Origin of the sequence: Sphingomonas suaedae (assembly GCF_007833215.1) — a bacterium.
In the GTDB taxonomy this organism is placed as follows: Bacteria; Pseudomonadota; Alphaproteobacteria; order Sphingomonadales; family Sphingomonadaceae; genus Sphingomonas; species Sphingomonas suaedae.
Genome location: NZ_CP042239.1, coordinates 1,291,578 through 1,309,155 on the forward strand (window position 1 = coordinate 1,291,578; position 17,578 = coordinate 1,309,155).

The 17,578-nt window shown below is 66.9% G+C and carries 12 protein-coding genes; 6 read left to right on the plus strand and 6 right to left on the minus strand.

Annotated features, from left to right (window positions below; all coding sequences use genetic code 11):
- Window positions 1-93 precede the first annotated feature (93 nt).
- Genes FPZ54_RS06205 through FPZ54_RS06225 form a run of 5 tightly spaced genes read right to left on the minus strand, consistent with a single transcriptional unit; the run spans window position 94 to window position 7,662 of the window.
- Window positions 94-1,614 (minus strand): tannase/feruloyl esterase family alpha/beta hydrolase, encoded by a 1,521-nt coding sequence (locus FPZ54_RS06205; RefSeq protein WP_239019734.1) that lies wholly within the window; start codon window positions 1,612-1,614, stop codon window positions 94-96.
- Window positions 1,614-4,253 (minus strand): TonB-dependent receptor plug domain-containing protein, encoded by a 2,640-nt coding sequence (locus FPZ54_RS06210; protein ID WP_239019735.1) that lies wholly within the window; start codon window positions 4,251-4,253, stop codon window positions 1,614-1,616. The genes FPZ54_RS06205 and FPZ54_RS06210 overlap by 1 nt, the downstream gene beginning before the upstream one ends.
- Window positions 4,254-4,310: 57 nt before the next feature.
- Window positions 4,311-5,357, minus strand: coding sequence for a hypothetical protein (locus FPZ54_RS06215; RefSeq protein ID WP_145845779.1), 1,047 nt, complete (start codon window positions 5,355-5,357; stop codon window positions 4,311-4,313).
- Complete coding sequence (locus tag FPZ54_RS06220; RefSeq protein WP_145845781.1) at window positions 5,354-6,475, minus strand: CapA family protein; 1,122 nt, start codon at window positions 6,473-6,475, stop codon at window positions 5,354-5,356. Before FPZ54_RS06220 ends, FPZ54_RS06215 begins: the two co-directional genes overlap by 4 nt.
- Complete coding sequence (locus tag FPZ54_RS06225) at window positions 6,472-7,662, minus strand: cytochrome P450 (RefSeq protein WP_145845782.1); 1,191 nt, start codon at window positions 7,660-7,662, stop codon at window positions 6,472-6,474. The genes FPZ54_RS06220 and FPZ54_RS06225 overlap by 4 nt, the downstream gene beginning before the upstream one ends.
- 81 nt (window positions 7,663-7,743) lie before the next feature.
- Between FPZ54_RS06225 and FPZ54_RS06230 the strand changes: the two genes are divergently transcribed.
- Both FPZ54_RS06230 and FPZ54_RS06235 read left to right on the plus strand, forming a co-directional pair.
- Complete coding sequence (locus tag FPZ54_RS06230; RefSeq protein WP_145845783.1) at window positions 7,744-8,736, plus strand: LacI family DNA-binding transcriptional regulator; 993 nt, start codon at window positions 7,744-7,746, stop codon at window positions 8,734-8,736.
- Window positions 8,737-8,798: 62 nt separating this feature from the next.
- Window positions 8,799-9,779 carry an alpha/beta hydrolase gene (locus tag FPZ54_RS06235; protein WP_239019736.1) on the plus strand — a complete coding sequence of 327 codons (981 nt, stop codon included), beginning with the start codon at window positions 8,799-8,801 and terminating at the stop codon, window positions 9,777-9,779.
- A 213-nt stretch (window positions 9,780-9,992) separates the two neighbouring features.
- Here the strand turns inward: FPZ54_RS06235 and FPZ54_RS06240 are convergent, their stop codons facing one another.
- Window positions 9,993-11,261, minus strand: a complete 1,269-nt coding sequence (locus FPZ54_RS06240) for an alpha/beta hydrolase (protein WP_145845785.1) — start codon at window positions 11,259-11,261, stop codon at window positions 9,993-9,995.
- A gap of 57 nt (window positions 11,262-11,318) precedes the next feature.
- On the opposite strand from FPZ54_RS06240, the gene FPZ54_RS06245 reads away from it, so the two are divergent.
- From FPZ54_RS06245 to FPZ54_RS06260, 4 genes are all read left to right on the plus strand, one after another.
- Window positions 11,319-12,710 (plus strand): MmgE/PrpD family protein, encoded by a 1,392-nt coding sequence (locus tag FPZ54_RS06245; protein WP_145845787.1) that lies wholly within the window; start codon window positions 11,319-11,321, stop codon window positions 12,708-12,710.
- Window positions 12,711-12,743: 33 nt separating this feature from the next.
- Window positions 12,744-14,168: an aldehyde dehydrogenase gene (locus FPZ54_RS06250; RefSeq protein WP_145845789.1), complete on the plus strand. Its 1,425-nt coding sequence runs from the start codon at window positions 12,744-12,746 to the stop codon at window positions 14,166-14,168.
- Window positions 14,169-14,279: 111 nt separating this feature from the next.
- Complete coding sequence (locus FPZ54_RS06255; RefSeq protein WP_145845791.1) at window positions 14,280-15,116, plus strand: p-hydroxycinnamoyl CoA hydratase/lyase; 837 nt, start codon at window positions 14,280-14,282, stop codon at window positions 15,114-15,116.
- 190 nt (window positions 15,117-15,306) lie between these two features.
- On the plus strand, window positions 15,307-17,394 hold the full coding sequence (locus tag FPZ54_RS06260; protein WP_145845792.1) for an acetate--CoA ligase family protein: 2,088 nt from the start codon (window positions 15,307-15,309) through the stop codon (window positions 17,392-17,394).
- Window positions 17,395-17,578: the final 184 nt, after the last annotated feature.

Genomic DNA, 17,578 nt, shown 5'->3' on the forward strand with positions numbered 1-17,578 from the left:
TGGGGTGGGGCCTTTCCTCTTGGCATGTCGGTCTCGGTGAGACTGAGACGCCCCACCCCCAACCCCTCCCCTAAAGGGGAGGGGCTTTGATCACTACGACCCCACGAGCGTCTTGCGCCCCATATATTTGACCAGCGCCGGATCGACCGCGCAGCGATAGGATGACGCGGCCTCGGCCGGCCCCTTCCCGTCCCAGTGCGCCGCTTGCGGATAGGGGCAGAGCGTCCGGGTGAAGCTCTCCTTGCCGTCCTCGATCTTGGTCGCGGTCAGACGCGCCGGCGCCTTCCCCTTCTCGACCCAATGGATCAGCGCCCACAGCACATCGCGCGACGGGTCACCGGGCCAGCTCGCCTGACCCGATGCGCCGAACTGGTCGGCGCCGGGGCCGCGGGCGCAATGGTACATTCCGGGGGCCATGAACAGGCGCACGCTGTCGTCCAGCTTCGCGAGCCCGCCATTCGCCCGCGCCAGCGCAGCGTAATAGTCGATCGTCGGCCCGGCATTGGTCGAGGGGTCGGCCCAGCCCTGATAGAGGATCGCCTTGCCGCCTGCCTTGACGAAGGGCGCGATTGCGACCTTGTCGGCGCGTAGTTCGGGCATCCGGCGGTTGGCAGCGAGCAGGTCGCGGCTGCGTTGGAAGCTGTCCTCGTTCCAGTTGGCGTCGTCATAGACGCCATCCGCCCACATCGCGCGCAGCAGCGGCGACGGCGGACCGGGACGCGTGCGCACGCCGGGAAACAGCCCATCGTCCATCGCCCTGCCCGCCTCGTCGCGCATCGGTGCGCGGATCAGGTCGAGCATCTTGAGCTTGGGTGCCGTCAGGCAGCCCTCGGTCTGGCCGGGTTTGCAGAGCAAGGTCGCGGTGCGGAATTTGCAGGCGAGCGGGTTCGAGATGATTCCATCGGCAACGCCGTCCTGCGCGTCGCACGCGGCGGTTGCCTTGTTCTCGTACAGCGCCCAGTCGGTATCGCTGAGCGCGCCTGCGGGCGTCCATTTCTGTTGCAGCGCGAACCACAGCATCCGCACCGATTGCAGCGGCATATAGGGACCCGGCGCGCCAGCGATCACGCCGTCATAGTCGCCCGGATAATTCTGCATCTCCTTGAGCGCCTGTCGCCCGCCGCCCGAGCAGCCGGTGAAATAGCTCTTGTCCACGGCGCGGTCGTAGAATTTGGCGACGATCGCCTTGGCCGCGAGCGCGGTGAGATGGACCGCGCGATGTTCGTAATCGACCCGCGCCTTGGGGTCGGCCATCCAGCGCGCCTGAGTCGATTTATGCCCGCTGTCGGTGGTGACCGTCGCAAAGCCCTCGGCAATGCGACGGCTCATATCGATATAGTTGTACACGCCGGCATCGCCGCCGACGCCTGCGCCGAGCAGCCGCCCGTTCCAGTCGGCGGGCAGCCACAGCTCGAAGCCGATATTGCCCTCGATCACCCCCTCGACCCGGCACAGCGGAACGCTGACCGGGACGGGGCGATAGAAGCTGGTCGTTTCGGGCTGCCAGGTCGGCGACGGGGTCACCGCCGTCGCCGCCGTGACGGCCACGCCGCCCGGATGCGTGCCCGTCAGGGCAGCACATCCGGCCAGCGCGGTTGCCAGCATCGCCGGCATCAGAACTTCACGTTCGCCGTGATCGCGAACAGGCGCGGGATCGGGTTCGATGCCTGCGGATCGAAGCCGTTGGTGGTGTCGACGAAGGGCGGATCCTCGTTGAACAGGTTGCGCACGTCGAACGACACGCCGATCCGGTCGGTAATGTCGTAGCCGATCAGCAGATCGAACGTGTCGTAATTGCTGACCTCTCGCACCACGGCCGAGGTGGTATTGGTATAGCCGTTGAGGTGGTTCCAGGTGAGGCGCGTCTTCAGCCCGCCGAATTTCGCGCCGATATCCGCCTGGGTGCGGAATTTCTGGGTGAAGCCGATCGTGTCGAGTACATCGACCAGCCCCGCGCCGGGAACCGCCTCGAACAGATAATCGAGCACATAGGTGCCCTGGATCCCGGCATCGAGATCGACCCCGCCCCAGTTCCAGCGATAGGCCGCGGTGAAATCGAGCCCGCGCAACAGCGAGGTGCCGAGATTCTGGCGCCGCCCGTCGGCGATGAAGGTCACCAGCGATTCGTTGATTGCCGCGTTGATCGGCAGCCCCGAATTGACCAGCGCGCTGATCTCCGCCGCGGTCGGGTTGAACTGGACGAACTGGCTGTAGATCGGATTGGTGAGCAGGCCCGGCGTGCCGCGCAGCGCCTGGATCTGATCGGTATAATCGATCCGGAAATAGTTCACCGAAGCGTTGAAGCCGGGCAGTTCCGGCGGGGCGACCTCGACCCCGAACGACCATGTCGTCGCCTTTTCCGGCTCGAGATCCGGGTTGCCGCCCGCGATGCCGATACCGATCTGGTTGCCACTGGGACCGGGCAGCGTATCGAAATACAGGCCCGCGCCGCCGCCGACGGTCGACACCTCGGTAAAGGTCGGCGCGCGGAAGGAGGTGCCATAGGTTCCCTTGAGCGTCAGGCCGAGCCAGGGCGAGTAGGTCAGGCCGACCTTCGGATTGGTGGTGCTGCCGAAATCGCTATAATGCTCATAGCGCCCGGCAATGCTGAGCGAGAGCCGCTCCAGCCCCGGCGAGGCATTGCCCGCCCCGACTAGCGGGACGAACAGTTCGGCAAACACCGCATCGACATTGCGGCTGCCATCGTCGGTAACATGGTTCGCCGCCGCCGAGCGACCGATGAACAGATCGGTATAGGTATATTCGACGCGATGCTCGCCGCCAAAGGCGATACGAACGTTGCCGCCCGGCATCTCGAACAGCGAACCGTCCATCTGCGCATTGATGACTTCCAGCCGCGTACGGCCGGTGATGACGAAATAATTGTCGGTGATCGCAGCGAGTGTCGCCGGGTTGTTCGGCCCGCCGAACACGTTGAGCGCGGTCGCGGGGTTGGTGTCGGCCAGTGCAGCGTTGAGCGCCCCGGCGTTGACGCCCGAACGGCGGCGGTCGGCAACCTCCTCGGACTTGCCATAGGCGTAATAGACGGTGCCCTGGAAGTCGCCGAACAGGTCCGCCTCAACCCCGGCGGAGACGTTCCAGGTGCTCGCCCAATAGGGATTGGGGAGCGGACCGGTCTCGTCGAGGAAGGTCGTCTGCACCGTTACCGACGTCGCGCCGGGTACCGGAGAGACGAAGAAGGGGTTCGTGTTGGGGACGGTCGCGTTGACCGTCGGGTTGAACAGCAACGTGCCGCTGCGCCGTGAGTAGAAGCCATCGGCGAAGATGCGGATGCCGGGCGTGATTTCCTGACTGACCGATGCGACGCCGCTCCAGCGCTCCTGGTCCGGAATAACCTGGGCGATGTCGAGGAACTCGCACTGGTTGCGGGTTCCCGCCACCAGGCTGCCGACATTGGCGCTCGTTACGCCGCCGGTCGGAATGGCGTAGTTGACGCCGCCGACCACCAGCGTGCCGGGTGCGCAGTTGGTGCCGCGCAGGTCGCGCCCCCCGCGTGCGCGGTTGTCGGAGGTATAGAAATCGAGTTCGGAGCCGAAGAGGTTGTTGTTCTTCGAATATTCGCCTGCGGCCATGATATAGCCGCCGTCCCATTTATGCCCGACGAGCAGCGCCGCCTGCGCCTCGTAATAATCCCCTTCGGTCAGGCCGTAACGGCCGCGCGCCTCGATGCCGGAAAAGTCCTTGCGCAGAATGAGGTTGACGACGCCCGCGACCGCGTCGGAGCCGTAAACGGCGGAGGTGCCGTCCGCGACGACCTCGATCCGGCCGAGCGCGATCGAGGGGATCGCCGAGGGATCGGTGAACTGCCCCTGCGTTCCCTGTGGCGGAAGGCGCTTGCCATCATACAGCAGCAGCGTCGCGTTGGTGGACAGGCCGCGCAGGTTGATGCCTGCACCGCGCGTCGCGTTCGCCGCACCATTTTGGGCGCTGCCACCCGCGCGGTTGGCGCCGAGCGAGACGACCTGCGGCACGCGGCGCAAGATGTCGTTGGTCGAGGTGACCGGTTCTTCCAATATCTGTTCGGAGTCGATCGCGATCACGGCGGAGCCGACCGGATCGATGCCGCGAATGCGGCTGCCGGTGACGATGATGGCTTCCTCGGCCGCCTCAGGGGCGGCAGGCGGTGGCGTATCTTCCTGCGCAACCGCAGGCATCGCGATGGTCAGCGCGAGCACGCCCAGCGCGCTGCGGCTCAGCAGGGTCGACTGGCGACGAATGGCAATGATGTTCATAGTCCCCTCCTTATGTTCAGCCCGCATGTTCCTGCGGTTCGGTTGGATCGATGGTGGTCAGACGGTTTCCGCGCGTGCCGAGCGGGCGGGCCGGTCGGCGAAGCGCGGGGCAAGCGAAAGCAACACGATGGCGGCGATCAGGATGGCGGCGCCGACCAGTTCGGCCGGGCGCGGATGCGGCAGGCCCCAGACCCAGGCGAGGATCAGCGCGCCGCCGACGCCCGCGACGAGGCTCGCGGCACGCTCCAGCGGCACGCAATAGGCGTTCTCGCGCGGGTCGAGCAGAATGATGATCGCAAAGACCGAGACGATGGTGAGCGTGAAGCCGATGCCGAGCAGCGGGAGGATCACCGGGTCGGTCCAGACCGAGATGAAGCCCCAGCCGAGCGCGCCCGACTGGCTGCCGATTCCGGAAGCCGAGATCGCCGCAAGGATCGCCACCGACAGCGGCAGCGCGAACACCTTTTCCTCGACAAAATACTGGCGGACGCTGGCGGGATCGCCGCTCTTCGACACCTTGGTCATCACGATCAGGCGCACGAAATAGCCAACGGTGTAGAGGACCACGGTCAGGATCGCGAGCGGCGGCAGATACAGTCCGCCACGGTCGGCCAGCGTGATGACCATCGCGGCCAGCACCATCACCAGCGCGCACCAGCTCCACCAGCGCACCCGGCGGCCGAAGATCAGATCGACGATCGGCGCGATGATGAGGATGTCGCCGCGCATCAGCAGCTGGATGAAGGGAATGCTGACGCCCTCGAAGGTGAAGGACAAGGGCACGGTGAACAGCACCAACGCCGTGCCGAAGCCCGAATAGAGCGTATATTTGGTCGGCACCGGAATGCGGCGACCCAGAACCATCACCCCATGCGCGTCCTTGTGCCAGCCCGACCACCAGATGAAGAGATAGGTCAGCACCAGGCTGATAATGAGCGAGGCGGGCAGCGTCTCCAGCCCGGTCAGCGGACGGCCAAGGCCCGGATGCACCGTGCTCGTCACCAATTTGGTGATGATGACGTTGGGCAGATATGCCAGCAGATAGAGGAAGACATAGCCTTCCAGCGGGAAGGCGGAGGCGGTCGCGGCCTTGCTCTCGCTCATGCGGCCTGCTCCACGACAACCATCTCACTCTCCACGCGGTAGCGGGCGTTGAGCCCTGCTTCGGCGGTCACGGCCGCCATGTAATCGACAACTTCGGAATGCCGTTCGCTGCCCGGCTCCACGAAGCGAGGAACCGCATCGCGATCGATGTACATCGGCAGGAAGCCTGAGCGGACGATGCGGCCGTTCGCGATCTCGAACCGCGCGACCAGCGACAGGCGCGATGCCTTGGGAAAATTGTAGAGGCTGTCGAAATCCGGTTCCCATTCCTCGGCCAGCACGCGGATCTCGTTGAAGCTCTTCGAGGCGGCATGGACCGGGTCCATCCGCAGATCGGTTGCGAAATTGCACAGCGAGTAGAAGACCGGCGCGCCGTCGATGACTTCGCACCCCTTCAGGATGTGGGGGTGGCCGCCCATTATTGCATCGGCCCCCGCCGCGACCGCCGCCCGCGCAACATCGCGCTGATAGTCGGCGATGCTCGCGCGGACGAAATGGATGCCCCAGTGGAGCGAGACGAAGACCAGGTCCGCGTCCGCCTTGGCCGCGCGGATATCCGCCTCCAGCGCCGCGAGATCCTCACGATGCGGGAAGGTGTGGATGCGCGCGGGCGTGCCGGGCTGGTCATGCTCGATCTGCTCGTAGAGCGTATGCGCGCGCATCGGCGCGCAGCCGGGGCGGCGCTCCTCGGCCCAATAGCTGTGCGGCAGAATCGTGCAGTAGGCGAGGATCGCGACGCGGGTGCCGTCGCCCAGCGTGATCTTCACCGGCTTGCGCGCCTCGGCGATATTCGCGCCCGCGCCAACGACCTTCAGCCCGACGCGCTCGAGATTGGCCTTGGTCTCGAAAAAGGCGTCATTGCCCCAGTCGAGCACATGATTTCCCGCCATCGAGATGACGTCGAACCCGGCACGGGCGAGAGCGTCGGCGCCATCGGGTCGCGCCAGCACCGCATGGCGCGCCTGGGGCAGCCGCACGCCCTTTTCGGCAAAGCTCGTCTCAAGCTGGGCAAAGGCGATGTCGGCGGCGTGCAGCACGTCGCGGGTTGCGACATAGCTCTCGTCGTAATCGTCGCGATCGGGGGCCAGATCGCCCGCGGCGAGGAAGACATGGGTCATGCCGCGCCCTCGCCCGCCCGCTCGAACGCCACCGGCACGCTGAGCGCACCGATTTCGGGGAAGCGTGTCGGTTTCGGCTCGGCGGCGAGGGTGAAGCCCGGCGCAGCGGCGAGCAGTTCCTCGACCGCCACATTCAGCTCCAGCGTCGCTAGCGCGGCACCGACGCACGAATGCGTGCCCCGCCCGAACGCCAGCGACTCCTTCATGTTTGGGCGCCCCATGCGGAATTCATGCGGGCATTCGAACACATCCTCGTCACGATTGGCCGAGGCATAGACGAGAGCGATCGGCTCGCCCGCAGGAATGGTGCGCCCACGGATCGTCACGTCGGTAACGGCGGTGCGCGCGAACCCGCGATAGGGCGTGTAGAGCCTTAGGAACTCCTCGACCGCAGCCGGGACCAGCGACGGGTCGGCGCGCAACTGCGCCTGCAACGCGCGGTCGCGACCCAGATGCACCGCGATCGACCCGATCATCACGCTCGGCGCGATGATGCCGACCACCAGTACCTGGCGGATCGTCCCGACGATCATCTCCTCGGGCAGCGGTTCGCCATCGACGCGGGTGGCGAGCAGCGCGCTCGTCACATCTTCGTCCACCGGCAGCGGCGCGGCCTTGCGATCGGCGACGATGCCGCGCGCCATGTCGTAGAGCAGCAGGCTCGATTCCTTGGTCGCGTCGACATCGTTCGACTGGACCGCGATATTGTAGCGCTGACCCACGCGGGTCAGCTCCGCAACCGCATCGGGCGTCAGGTTCATCCAGTTGGCGAACACCGCGATCGGCATGTGCGCCGAATAATCGGCGACCACATCGCCCCCGCCCTTCGCCACCATCTGGCCAAGCAAATCCCGACAAATTCGCCGCACGACCGGCTCCAGCTTCGCGACCTTGCGCTCGGTCAGCAGGGGCGCGATCGCGCGGCGATAGGGGGTGTGCTCCGGAGGATCGAGGTGCAGCGGCGGGCGGCGCCCGGTAAATGCCACCTTGGGGACGACATTCTGCTGCGAGGTAATAAAGGTCTGCCAGTCCACAGCCGCGGCGGACACATCGTCATGCTTCATCAGCGCCCAGAAGCCGCCCCAGGCATCGCTGTGTGCGACCGGGCATTGCGCCCGCAGCCGGGCATAATCGGCATTGGGGCTGTCGAATGTTTCGGGCGCAAGGGGATCGAAGTCATGCGTCATAACAGTTTTGATACGGATCAATGCAAGCGCTTGCAAGAACCTTTTGGTGATTTTGACATTTGGTTGTGTAGGAATGCCGCCATGGCAGCGCGAAACCCACGACTGGACGATGTTGCGGCGCTGGCGGGTGTCTCCGCCGCAACCGTCTCCCGCTATCTCAACAGTCCGGAGGTGGTCGCCGCCGCAACAGGCGCGCGCATCCGCGAGGCGATCGAACAGACCGGCTATGTCCAGAATCTGGCCGCGACCGCGCTTGCCAGCAACCGCAGCCGCCTGATCGCGGTGCTGGTGCCCGACATCGCCCAGTCGATCTTCAACGATACGGTCGAGGCGATGATCGACGAGCTGGCGACCGACGGCAACAGCGTGATGCTCTCGCTCACCGGGCCGGACAATCACCGGCTTGTGCGGGAGATCAACATGGCGCTGGCGCGGCGCGTCGATGCGATCATCCTGACCGGCATCGTGTCGGAGCCGGAGACGCGGGCGCGCCTGCGTTCATCAGGGATCACGGTGGTGGAAACCTGGGGCCTTCCCGAAGACCCGATCGATATCGCGGTCGGCTTTTCGCACCGCGAAGCCGGCGAAGAACTGGCGCGATTCCTGCGCCAGCGCGGCTATCGGCGTCCGCATCTCGTGGTGCCGAAATCGACCCGTTCGGAACGGCGCGCAGGGGGCTTCATCGCCCGCTGGATGCACGATGGCGGCCCCGAGCCGACGCGATTCGACGTCAATGTCCCCAGCCATTTCGGGCAAGGCCGACTCTCCTATCGCGCGCTCGCCGACCTGCCCGAACGACCCGACATCGTCGTGTGCGGGTCCGACTGGATCGCCCAGGGGTTGATCGTCGAGGCGCAGGCGGCGGGGATTCGCGTTCCCGATCAGCTCGCCGTCACCGGCTTTGGCAATTTGCGCATGGCGGGCGACATGCGCCCCACGATCACCTCGGTCGATGTCGACGGCGCCCGAATCGCGCGCGAGGTGATGCGCGTTCTGCGCGGTCGCGCGGCGGGGGCGGACGTCGAAACACGCGTCGATGTCGGTTTTCGGGTCATCGCGAGAGAGAGCGCATGAAAGGGCTTGCATCGCCCGGCACCCCCGTTAGCTTTATCCCATAACCAAATGGGAGACGGACGATGCGGACGGGTTTGATCGCGCTTGGACTGGTGCTGCTGTCGGGGAGCGCGATGGCGCAGGTGGCGCAGGCGCCGGACCCGGAGGCTGCACGCCGCTTCGCCGAGTTGCGCGCGGCGGACGCCAAACGTCCCGACACGCCCGGAACCGGGCCGTTCGCGGCAATCAAGGAGGTCGATCCCGCCCTCCCCGATCATGTCGTCTATCGCCCTGCTGACCTGTCGAAGCTGGGCGGGAAGAGGCTCGGCGTCGTGGTCTGGGGCAATGGCGGGTGCGCCGACGACGGGGCGAGCGCCCGCTTCCACCTCGCCGAAATCGCTTCGCATGGCTATCTGGTCGTCGCACCGGGCAAGGTTCGCAGCGGACCCGGCGCCGTCCCCCGCCCGGCCGGATCGGAACCCCGCGGTCCCGATCCGGTGACCGGTCGCCTGCCCGCTCCAGCGACAACAACGCAGGATGTGGTGAAGGGCCTCGACTGGGCGCTCGCCGAAAATGCGCGCGACGGCAGCCGTTACAAGGGGCTGATCGATCCGGCACAGGCCGCGATCGCCGGGCATAGCTGTGGCGGATTGCAGGCGATCGAGGGCAGCGCGGACAAGCGGTTCCGCACGGTGATCGTCCACAATAGCGGCGTGTTCAACGACGGGAAGCAGGCGATCACCGGCATGACGGTGGATAAATCGATGCTGAAGGCGCTGCACACCCCCACCCTTTATGTGCTGGGCGGCAAGGGCGATATCGCCTGGCCCAACGGCACCGACGATGTTGCCCGGATCGACCATGTCCCGGTCGTGCTGGTCGATGGCGATGTCGGCCATGGCGGCACCTTCCGCGAGGAGAATGGCGGCGATGTCGCGCGCTTTTCGGTCGCCTGGCTCAACTGGCAGCTGCGCGGCGATGCCGAGGCGGGGAAGATGTTCGCGGGCGCGGATTGCGAGCTGTGCAAGGACCCGAAGTGGAAGATCGAGCGCAAGGGGATTTGATCGCAGTGCGTGATGCGTCTGTTCCTCCCCTGCCTCGCAGGGGAGGTGGCAGCGCGAAGCGCTGACGGAGGGGCCGCCCTCGCAGAGGGCGGATTTTTGCCGAGCTGTTCACGGCCGTCTGCGCGGCGCCCCTCCACCACCCGCTTCGCGGGCGGTCCCCCTCCCCGGAGCAAGATCAGGGGAGGAATGTGCGGCGTAGACCGGCAACTATGGTCAGCGGCATTTCCCGCCGCGCCAGCACGGACGCAGCATCGGCGCGGGCTGGTGCGGGACGAATGCCGCAGGGGCCTGCGGCCACTTCCCGCTATCCAGCCGCGCGTCGAGATAGCGGATCGTCGCCAGCACGGTCGGCGTGTCGAAGGTGCAATGGCCCGCCGCGTTGACATACAGGCTCTTAACATCGCCCCGCGCGGCTTCGACATAGCCGCGCTGCATCGCCGGCGCGGTCAGGCCGTCGCCGATCGTCTGCACCGCCACCAGCGGCACCCGCGGTCGGGCATTGGGCGTGTAGTTGGCGCGCATATAGGCGACGGCCTTGGGGTCCGCCGCGATCCGTTCGCCCGCGTTGAGTGCCGCGAGATCCTCCTCGAGCTTCAGCCCCGCCGCCCGATACATCGCCTCGACCATCGCCCGCCGCCCGGACCGGTCGAGCTGCGCGCGATAGTCGATGCCCGTGTTCCACGAAAACGCCCCGCCAGCACGCGCTTCCTGATCCGTGCGCGGCAGGAACACGCCCATGACGAAGGAGCGCGCAATCTCCTCCGCCTGCGCCGCATAGTCGCTCGCGCCGGGCTGGGGTCGGTCGCGGCTCGTCCAGCCCGGAATCCCGGCCAGCACGCCCGCCAGCGCGACCCGCGCGCGGCCCTGTGGCGTTTTGACCGCGTCCGCCAGCGCGTCGCCGACCCGCTTGCCATTGGCGCGATCGTCATCGATTCGGGTCACACGGACGCCCGCGTCGGGCGCAACCAGCGTGCGGAAGGCATAGGCGCCGTCGAGCGCCATGTTCATCATGCCCAGCGACCCGCCGATCGAAGCGCACATCGGCGCCGCCCCGTCGATGCCGCTGCCCTTCATCTCGGCGAGCGCGGTGCTGACCAGTCCGCCCATCGAGCTGCCCCAGGCGATGACGCGCTTCGGCTTGCCATGCTTCGCGGCGAAGGCGGCGATGGTCGCGCGCTGCGCAGGGACCGCCTGTTCAAGCGCCCAGCCGCCGCTGCCGTAATTGGACCCGGCGATCGCATAGCCCGCATCGAGCAGCGCTTGGCGATGCGGCTTTGGCGCTGCTGCGGGGTCGCCCGGAACCGGTGAATAACCGCGGCTGTACAGCAGCAGCGTCCCGTTCCAGTTCGCCGGAACCTCGGCGTCCCAGCGCGCGCCACCGGGAAGCGTATCCGAGGCGATCGGCTGGGGTCGCACCGGCGACGCGCATCCCCACACCGCGACTGCCATCGCCGTAACCGCCCAAATCGCGCCGCGCCGCATTGCCTCTCTCCTTTTTGCTTGCAATCGCGATAAAGCCGATGAAAGCGTTTGCAAAGAATGTTTTGTAATAAAGCAATCTCCCAGGCCGTCGCGGACCATTTCGCCGCCGCGAGCCTCGACGCGCTCCCGCCCGCGACGCTCCAGGCGACCCGCCGCGCACTGCTCGACGCGCTCGGCGTCACGCTCGGCGCTACCGGGCTGGGCGAAGATGCGGCGCCCTATCGCGCCCATGCCTTGGCCACTCCCGGCCCTTCGCGCCTGATTGGCTTTGACGCGACGAGCACCCCCGCGCTCGCGGCGCTCGCCAATGGCGCGCTCGCCCATGCGCTCGATTTCGGCGACACATTCGATGCGGGACCCGCACATCCCAACGCCGCTTTGGTCCCTGCCCTGCTCGCCCTGGCGGATGCCAACGCGGACGCGAAGTTCGGCAGCTTCCTGACCGCCATGGCGCTGGGCAGCGATTTCGCCTGCCGCCTGTCGCTCGCCCCGCCCCGCCCGTTCGAGGAGGGCGGCTGGTACCCGCCGCCACTGGTCAATCTGATCGCTACGGCCGCCGCCTGTGCGCGCTTCCTCGACCTCGACGCCGACAGGATCCGCCATGCCATGGGCCTCGCGCTGGTGCAGGGAAGTTTCCCGAGCGAGATCAAATATGACGCCACATCGCCGATGCGCGGCGTGCGCGAGGGGCTGGTGGCGCGCGCAGCGGTCGAGGCGGCATTGCTCACCAAGGCGGGCGCGCGCGCGTTTGCCGAACCGCTGGAGGGCCGCGCGGGCTTCTTCGCCATCTATGGCGGCGGCCCGCCCCGCGGCGCGCTGCTCGACGGGCTTGGCACGCAGTTTCTGGGCGATCGCGTCAGCTTCAAGCCCTGGCCCGCCTGTCGCGGCACGCATCCCTATATCGAGGCGGCATTGGCGCTGCGAGACCGGGTCGACCCGGCGCGCGTGGTGCGGATCGAGGCCGAGACCGGGCCGATTCAGGAGATGCTGATCCGCCCCCAGCCGGTAAAGGCCGCACCGGCACGCGCGATCGAGGCGAAATTCTCGATCCCCTATACCGTTGCGGCGGCGCTGATCGACGGCGCGGTGACGCTCGACAGTTTCGCGACGGGACGGATCGCCGATCCGGCGACGCGCACGCTGGCACACAAGGTGGTCGAGCGACGCAATCCCGACTGGGGCCGTGGCGAGGCGGCGAGCGGGTCGCTGACCGTCACGCTCGAGGACGGCGCAGTATTGACCCACCGGGTGATGCAGGCGGCAGGGCATCCAGATCGGCCAATGGACGATAGGTCGCTCATCGCCAAATTCGTCGATTGCGCCGCCCATGCGGCGCGCCCAATCGCATCCGCCTCGGCAGGAGAGTTGGCAGCCCGCGTCCTTGCATTCCCGGCCGATGCGTCCGCCCGCGATTTGATCGATCAACCCGCTTGCGCGGCCATAATTTAGGTTATATAGCATAACAATATAGAGGAGAGGTTCATGGCTACGATCGCACCGCCGGCTCCCGGCGCCACCTTTACCCGCATGAATCCGGTGACCGGAGCGGTCGCCACCGAGGCAAGGGCGTTCAATGTCGCCGATGCCGATGCCGCCGTCGAAGCCGCCGCCGCCGCCTTCCCGGCATGGTCGGCGCTCGGCCCCAATGCCCGCCGCGCGGCGCTGAACAAGGCTGCCGATGCGCTTGCGGCGAAGGCCGACCAGTTCGTCGATGCGATGATGGGCGAAATCGGCGCGACCGAGGGCTGGGCGCGGTTCAACCTGATGTTAGCTGTCGGCATGGTGCGCGAGGCCGCGGCGCTGACCACCCAGATCGGCGGCGAGGTGATCCCGTCGGACAAACCCGGCTGTATCGCGATGGCGCTGCGCGAACCGGTCGGCGTGATGCTGGGCATCGCGCCGTGGAACGCGCCGATCATTCTGGGCGTGCGCGCGGTCGCGGTGCCGCTGGCGTGCGGCAATACCGTGGTGCTCAAGGCGAGCGAGCAATGCCCGCGCACCCACAGCCTGATCGCCGAAGCGTTTGACGAAGCGCTGCCCAAGGGCGCGGTCAGCATCGTCACCAATGCCCCGCAGGACGCCGCCGAGATCGTCGGCGCGCTGATCGACAACCCGCATGTGCGCCGCATCAACTTCACCGGATCGACCGCGGTTGGCCGGATCATCGCCAAGCGCGCGGCGGAGCATCTGAAGCCCGTTCTGCTCGAACTGGGCGGCAAGGCGCCGCTGATCGTGCTGGAAGACGCGGACCTGGATGAGGCGGTCAAGGCCGCGGCGTTCGGCGCGTTCATGAATCAGGGCCAGATCTGCATGTCGACCGAGCGGATCATCGTCGTCGAGGCCGTCGCCGATGCGTTCGTCGAGAAGTTTGCGGCAAAGGTCGGAACGATGGCGGTCGGCGATCCCCGCGAGGGCAAGACCCCGCTGGGCGCGGTGGTGGATCAGAAGACCGTCGATCACTGCAAATCGCTCATCGCCGATGCGGTCTCGCACGGAGCGGTGCAGGTCAATGGCGGCGACGCCAATGGCGTGCTGATGCCCGCGCATGTCATCGATCACGTGACCCCGGAGATGAAGCTGTTCCGCGACGAGAGCTTCGGTCCGGTCGTCGGCGTGATCCGGGCGCGCGACGAGGCTCATGCGGTCGAGCTGGCCAATGACACCGAATATGGGCTGTCGGCATCGGTCTTTACCCGCGACACCGCGCGCGGCCTCAAGGTCGCGCGGCAGGTCAAGTCGGGCATCTGCCACGTCAACGGCCCGACCGTGCATGACGAGGCGCAGATGCCGTTCGGCGGGGTCAAGGCGTCGGGCTATGGCAAGTTCGGCGGCAAGGCCGGAATCGACAGCTTCACCGAACTGCGCTGGATCACGATCGAGACCGAGCCGGGCCATTATCCGATCTGAGATCAAAGCCGTCGCCCCGGCGAAAGCTGGGGCCTCCAGCCGTGATCGTACGGCTTGCGGCATGAGATCCCAGCTTTCGCTGGGATGACGAACAGGGAAAGAGAGAAGTAGATGACCGAACTGAGCACCAACGGCGTCGTCGCCTATACGATCGAAAACGGCATCGCCTGGGTCAAGTATAACCGCCCGGACAAGCGCAACGCGCAGAGCCCGACGCTGAACCGCGACATGATGGAGGTGCTCGACGCGCTCGAATTCCGCGACGATGTCGGGGTGCTGGTGCTGACCGGCGAGGGTGAGGCGTTCTGCGCCGGCATGGACCTCAAGGAATATTTCCGCGAGACCGAGGCGCAGGGCCTGGGCGCGACGCGGCGGGTGCAGCGCGAAGCCTATGGTTGGTGGCGCCGCCTGCGCTGGTACCAGAAGCCGACGATCGCGATGGTCAATGGCTGGTGCTTTGGCGGGGCATACGGCCCGCTATTCGCCTGCGATCTCGCCTTTGCCGCCGATGAGGCGCAGTTCGGGCTGAGCGAGATCAACTGGGGCATCCTGCCCGGCGGCGGCGCGACCAAGGTGGCGACCGAGCTGCTCCCGTTCCGCAAGGCGATGTATCACGCGATGATGGGCGAGAATATCGACGGCAAGACTGCCGCCGATTGGGGGCTGGTCAATGAATCGCTCCCGCTCGCCCAGCTCAAGGAGCGGGTGACCGAAGTCGCCAATGTGCTGCTGAAGAAGAACCCGGTGGCGCTCAAGGCGACCAAGGACGCGGTGCGCCGGGTCGGCATCATGAGCTATGACGATGCCGAGGATTATCTGATCCGCGCGCAGGAAGCGGCCAACAGCTATGACAATGACGGCCGCAAGGAAGGCATCAAGCAGTTCATCGACGAGAAGAGCTACAAGCCGGGCCTGGGCGCGTATGACAAGGATCGCGTGAAGGTTTGAGCCTATTCCTCCCCCAGCTTGCTGGGGGAGGTGGCATCGCGCAGCGATGACGGAGGGGCCGCCGACGCAGTCGGCGGGAAACCTCTCAAAGCGAACCCGCCGTCTGCGCGGCGGCCCCTCCACCCCCCGCTTCGCGGGCGGTCCCCCTCCCCTGAGACAAGCTCAGGGGAGGAATCAGGATAGCGTAACAATGCCCGACCTTTCCCGCCTGCTCTCCCCGCGTTCGGTCGTGATCGTAGGTGCTTCCCCTACGCCCGGTGCGCTGGGCAATTCGGTGCTCAAGAACCTCGAGCGGCACGGCTATGCGGGCAACATCCACCTCATCAATCCCAAGCGCGACACGATCGACGGGCGGCCATGCCTGAAGTCGATCGACGAACTGCCGCAAGGGGTCGATGCGGCGGTGCTGGCCATCCCGGGTCCGGCGGTACTGCCCGCCGTTCAGGCGCTCGCCGCGCGCGGCGTCGGCGCAGCGATCATCTTCTCGGCCGGCTTTGCCGAGGGCGGCGAGGAAGGGCTGGCCGCGCAGGCCGAGGTCGCGCGGATCGCGCACGAGCACGGGATGGTGGTCGAGGGGCCGAACTGCCTGGGCATGGTCAACTATGCCGCGGGCGTGCCGCTGACGTTCGTCGAAACGCCGGTGCTGGACCTGACCGGCAAGCCTGCGGTCGGCATCGTCAGCCAGTCGGGCGCGATGGCGGTCGTGCTGGGCACGACGCTGATGGCCAAGGGGCTGGGTCTCACCGTGTCGGTGTCGACCGGCAACGAGGCCGCATCGGGCGTCGAGGATTATGTCGAGCATCTGCTGAACGACCCGGCCACTCCCGCGATCGCGATGATCGTGGAGCAATTCCGCAAGCCCGCCCGCTTCCTCGCGCTCGCCGAACAGGCACGCGCGGCAGGCAAGCATATCGTCCTGCTCCACCCCGGCACGTCGAGCGCGGCCCGCGAAAGCGCAGCGACGCATACCGGCGCGATGGCGGGCGACTGGCAGTTGATGAAGGCCAAGGTCGAGCGCGCCGGCGTGGTGCTGGTCGACAGCCTCGAAGCGCTGGGCGATGTGGTCGAGCTGGCGGTGCGCGCCAAGCCGGTGCGGCGCGGCGGCACGGCGGTGCTGACGGAGAGCGGGGCGTTCAAGGCGCTGACACTGGATCTCGCCGAGACGATCGGCCTCGACCTGCCCGCGATGGACGGCGCGACAGCGGAGGCGATGCGCGCGTCGATCCCCGATTTCATCCCGGTGTCGAACCCGATGGATCTGACCGCGCAGGCGCTGGTCGATCCGGACCTGTACCGCCGCACGCTGATCCCGTTGCTGGCGGATGACAACTATGCCGCGCTGGTGTTCGGCATTATCCAGACCGACCCAGCGACCTGCGCGCGCAAATTCCCCGCAATCATCGATGCGGTAAAGGCGCTCGACCCGCACAAGCCGGTGATCTTCGCTGGCATTGACGACGGAGCCGAGGTCCCTGCGGAGTATATCGAGGGTCTGCGCGCGATCGGCGTACCCTATTTCCCGTCGCCCGACCGCGCATTCCGCGCGTTACGGCACCTTGGCAAGCTGGCGGAGCGCGATTTTGCAACGGCGGATGCGGATCCGGTCGCGCTCGACCTGCCGTCGGGCGTGATCCCCGAATATCGCGCAAAGCAACTGCTCGCACCGGTAGGCATCCCCTTCCCCGCCGGCGGTTTCGCCACCACCGTCGCAGAAGCGAAGTCCATTGCCGCGCGCGTCGGCTATCCGGTCGCGATCAAGGCGCAGTCGGCGGATCTAAGCCACAAGAGTGACGCAGGCGGCGTCATCCTCAACATCGCCGACGATCCCGCACTCGATGCGGCATGGGATCGGCTGTTCGCCAATGTCGCCGCCTATGACGCCGCGATCGCGCTCGACGGCGCGCAGGTCGAGGCGATGGGAAAGCGCGGGGTCGAGCTGATTATCGGCGCGCGCAACGACCCCGAATGGGGGCCGGTAATCCTGGCAGGATTCGGCGGAGTGACGGCCGAATTGCTGCACGACGTCCGGCTGCTGCCGCATGACCTCACGCCTGGCGCCATCGTCGCCGAACTGCGCGCGCTCAAGCAGGGCGCGCTGCTCGACGGCTATCGCGGCTCGCCCGCGCTGGATGTCGATGCGGTGGCGGCGCTGATCGCTGGCCTCGGCCGCGTGCTGGCGGGCACCCCGTCGATCCGCGAAATCGATCTCAACCCGGTGGTGGTCTATCCAAGGGGCGAAGGCGTCGTCGCACTCGATGCGCTGATTCTGGCGCAGTGATCTACCGACCCCCCGCGCGCCGATCCTAGAGTCGTTTCAGCAGAGCTGAATCGGCACCGGCCCGCTCCCCCACGGGGTCCCCGCAAAGTCGTACTTTGCGGGGCTAGCCCCACCCGGCCACCCACAAGGTACACTCAATGGGTGGCCGGGTGGGGGAGCGGGCCGGTGCCGCATAACTGAAAAA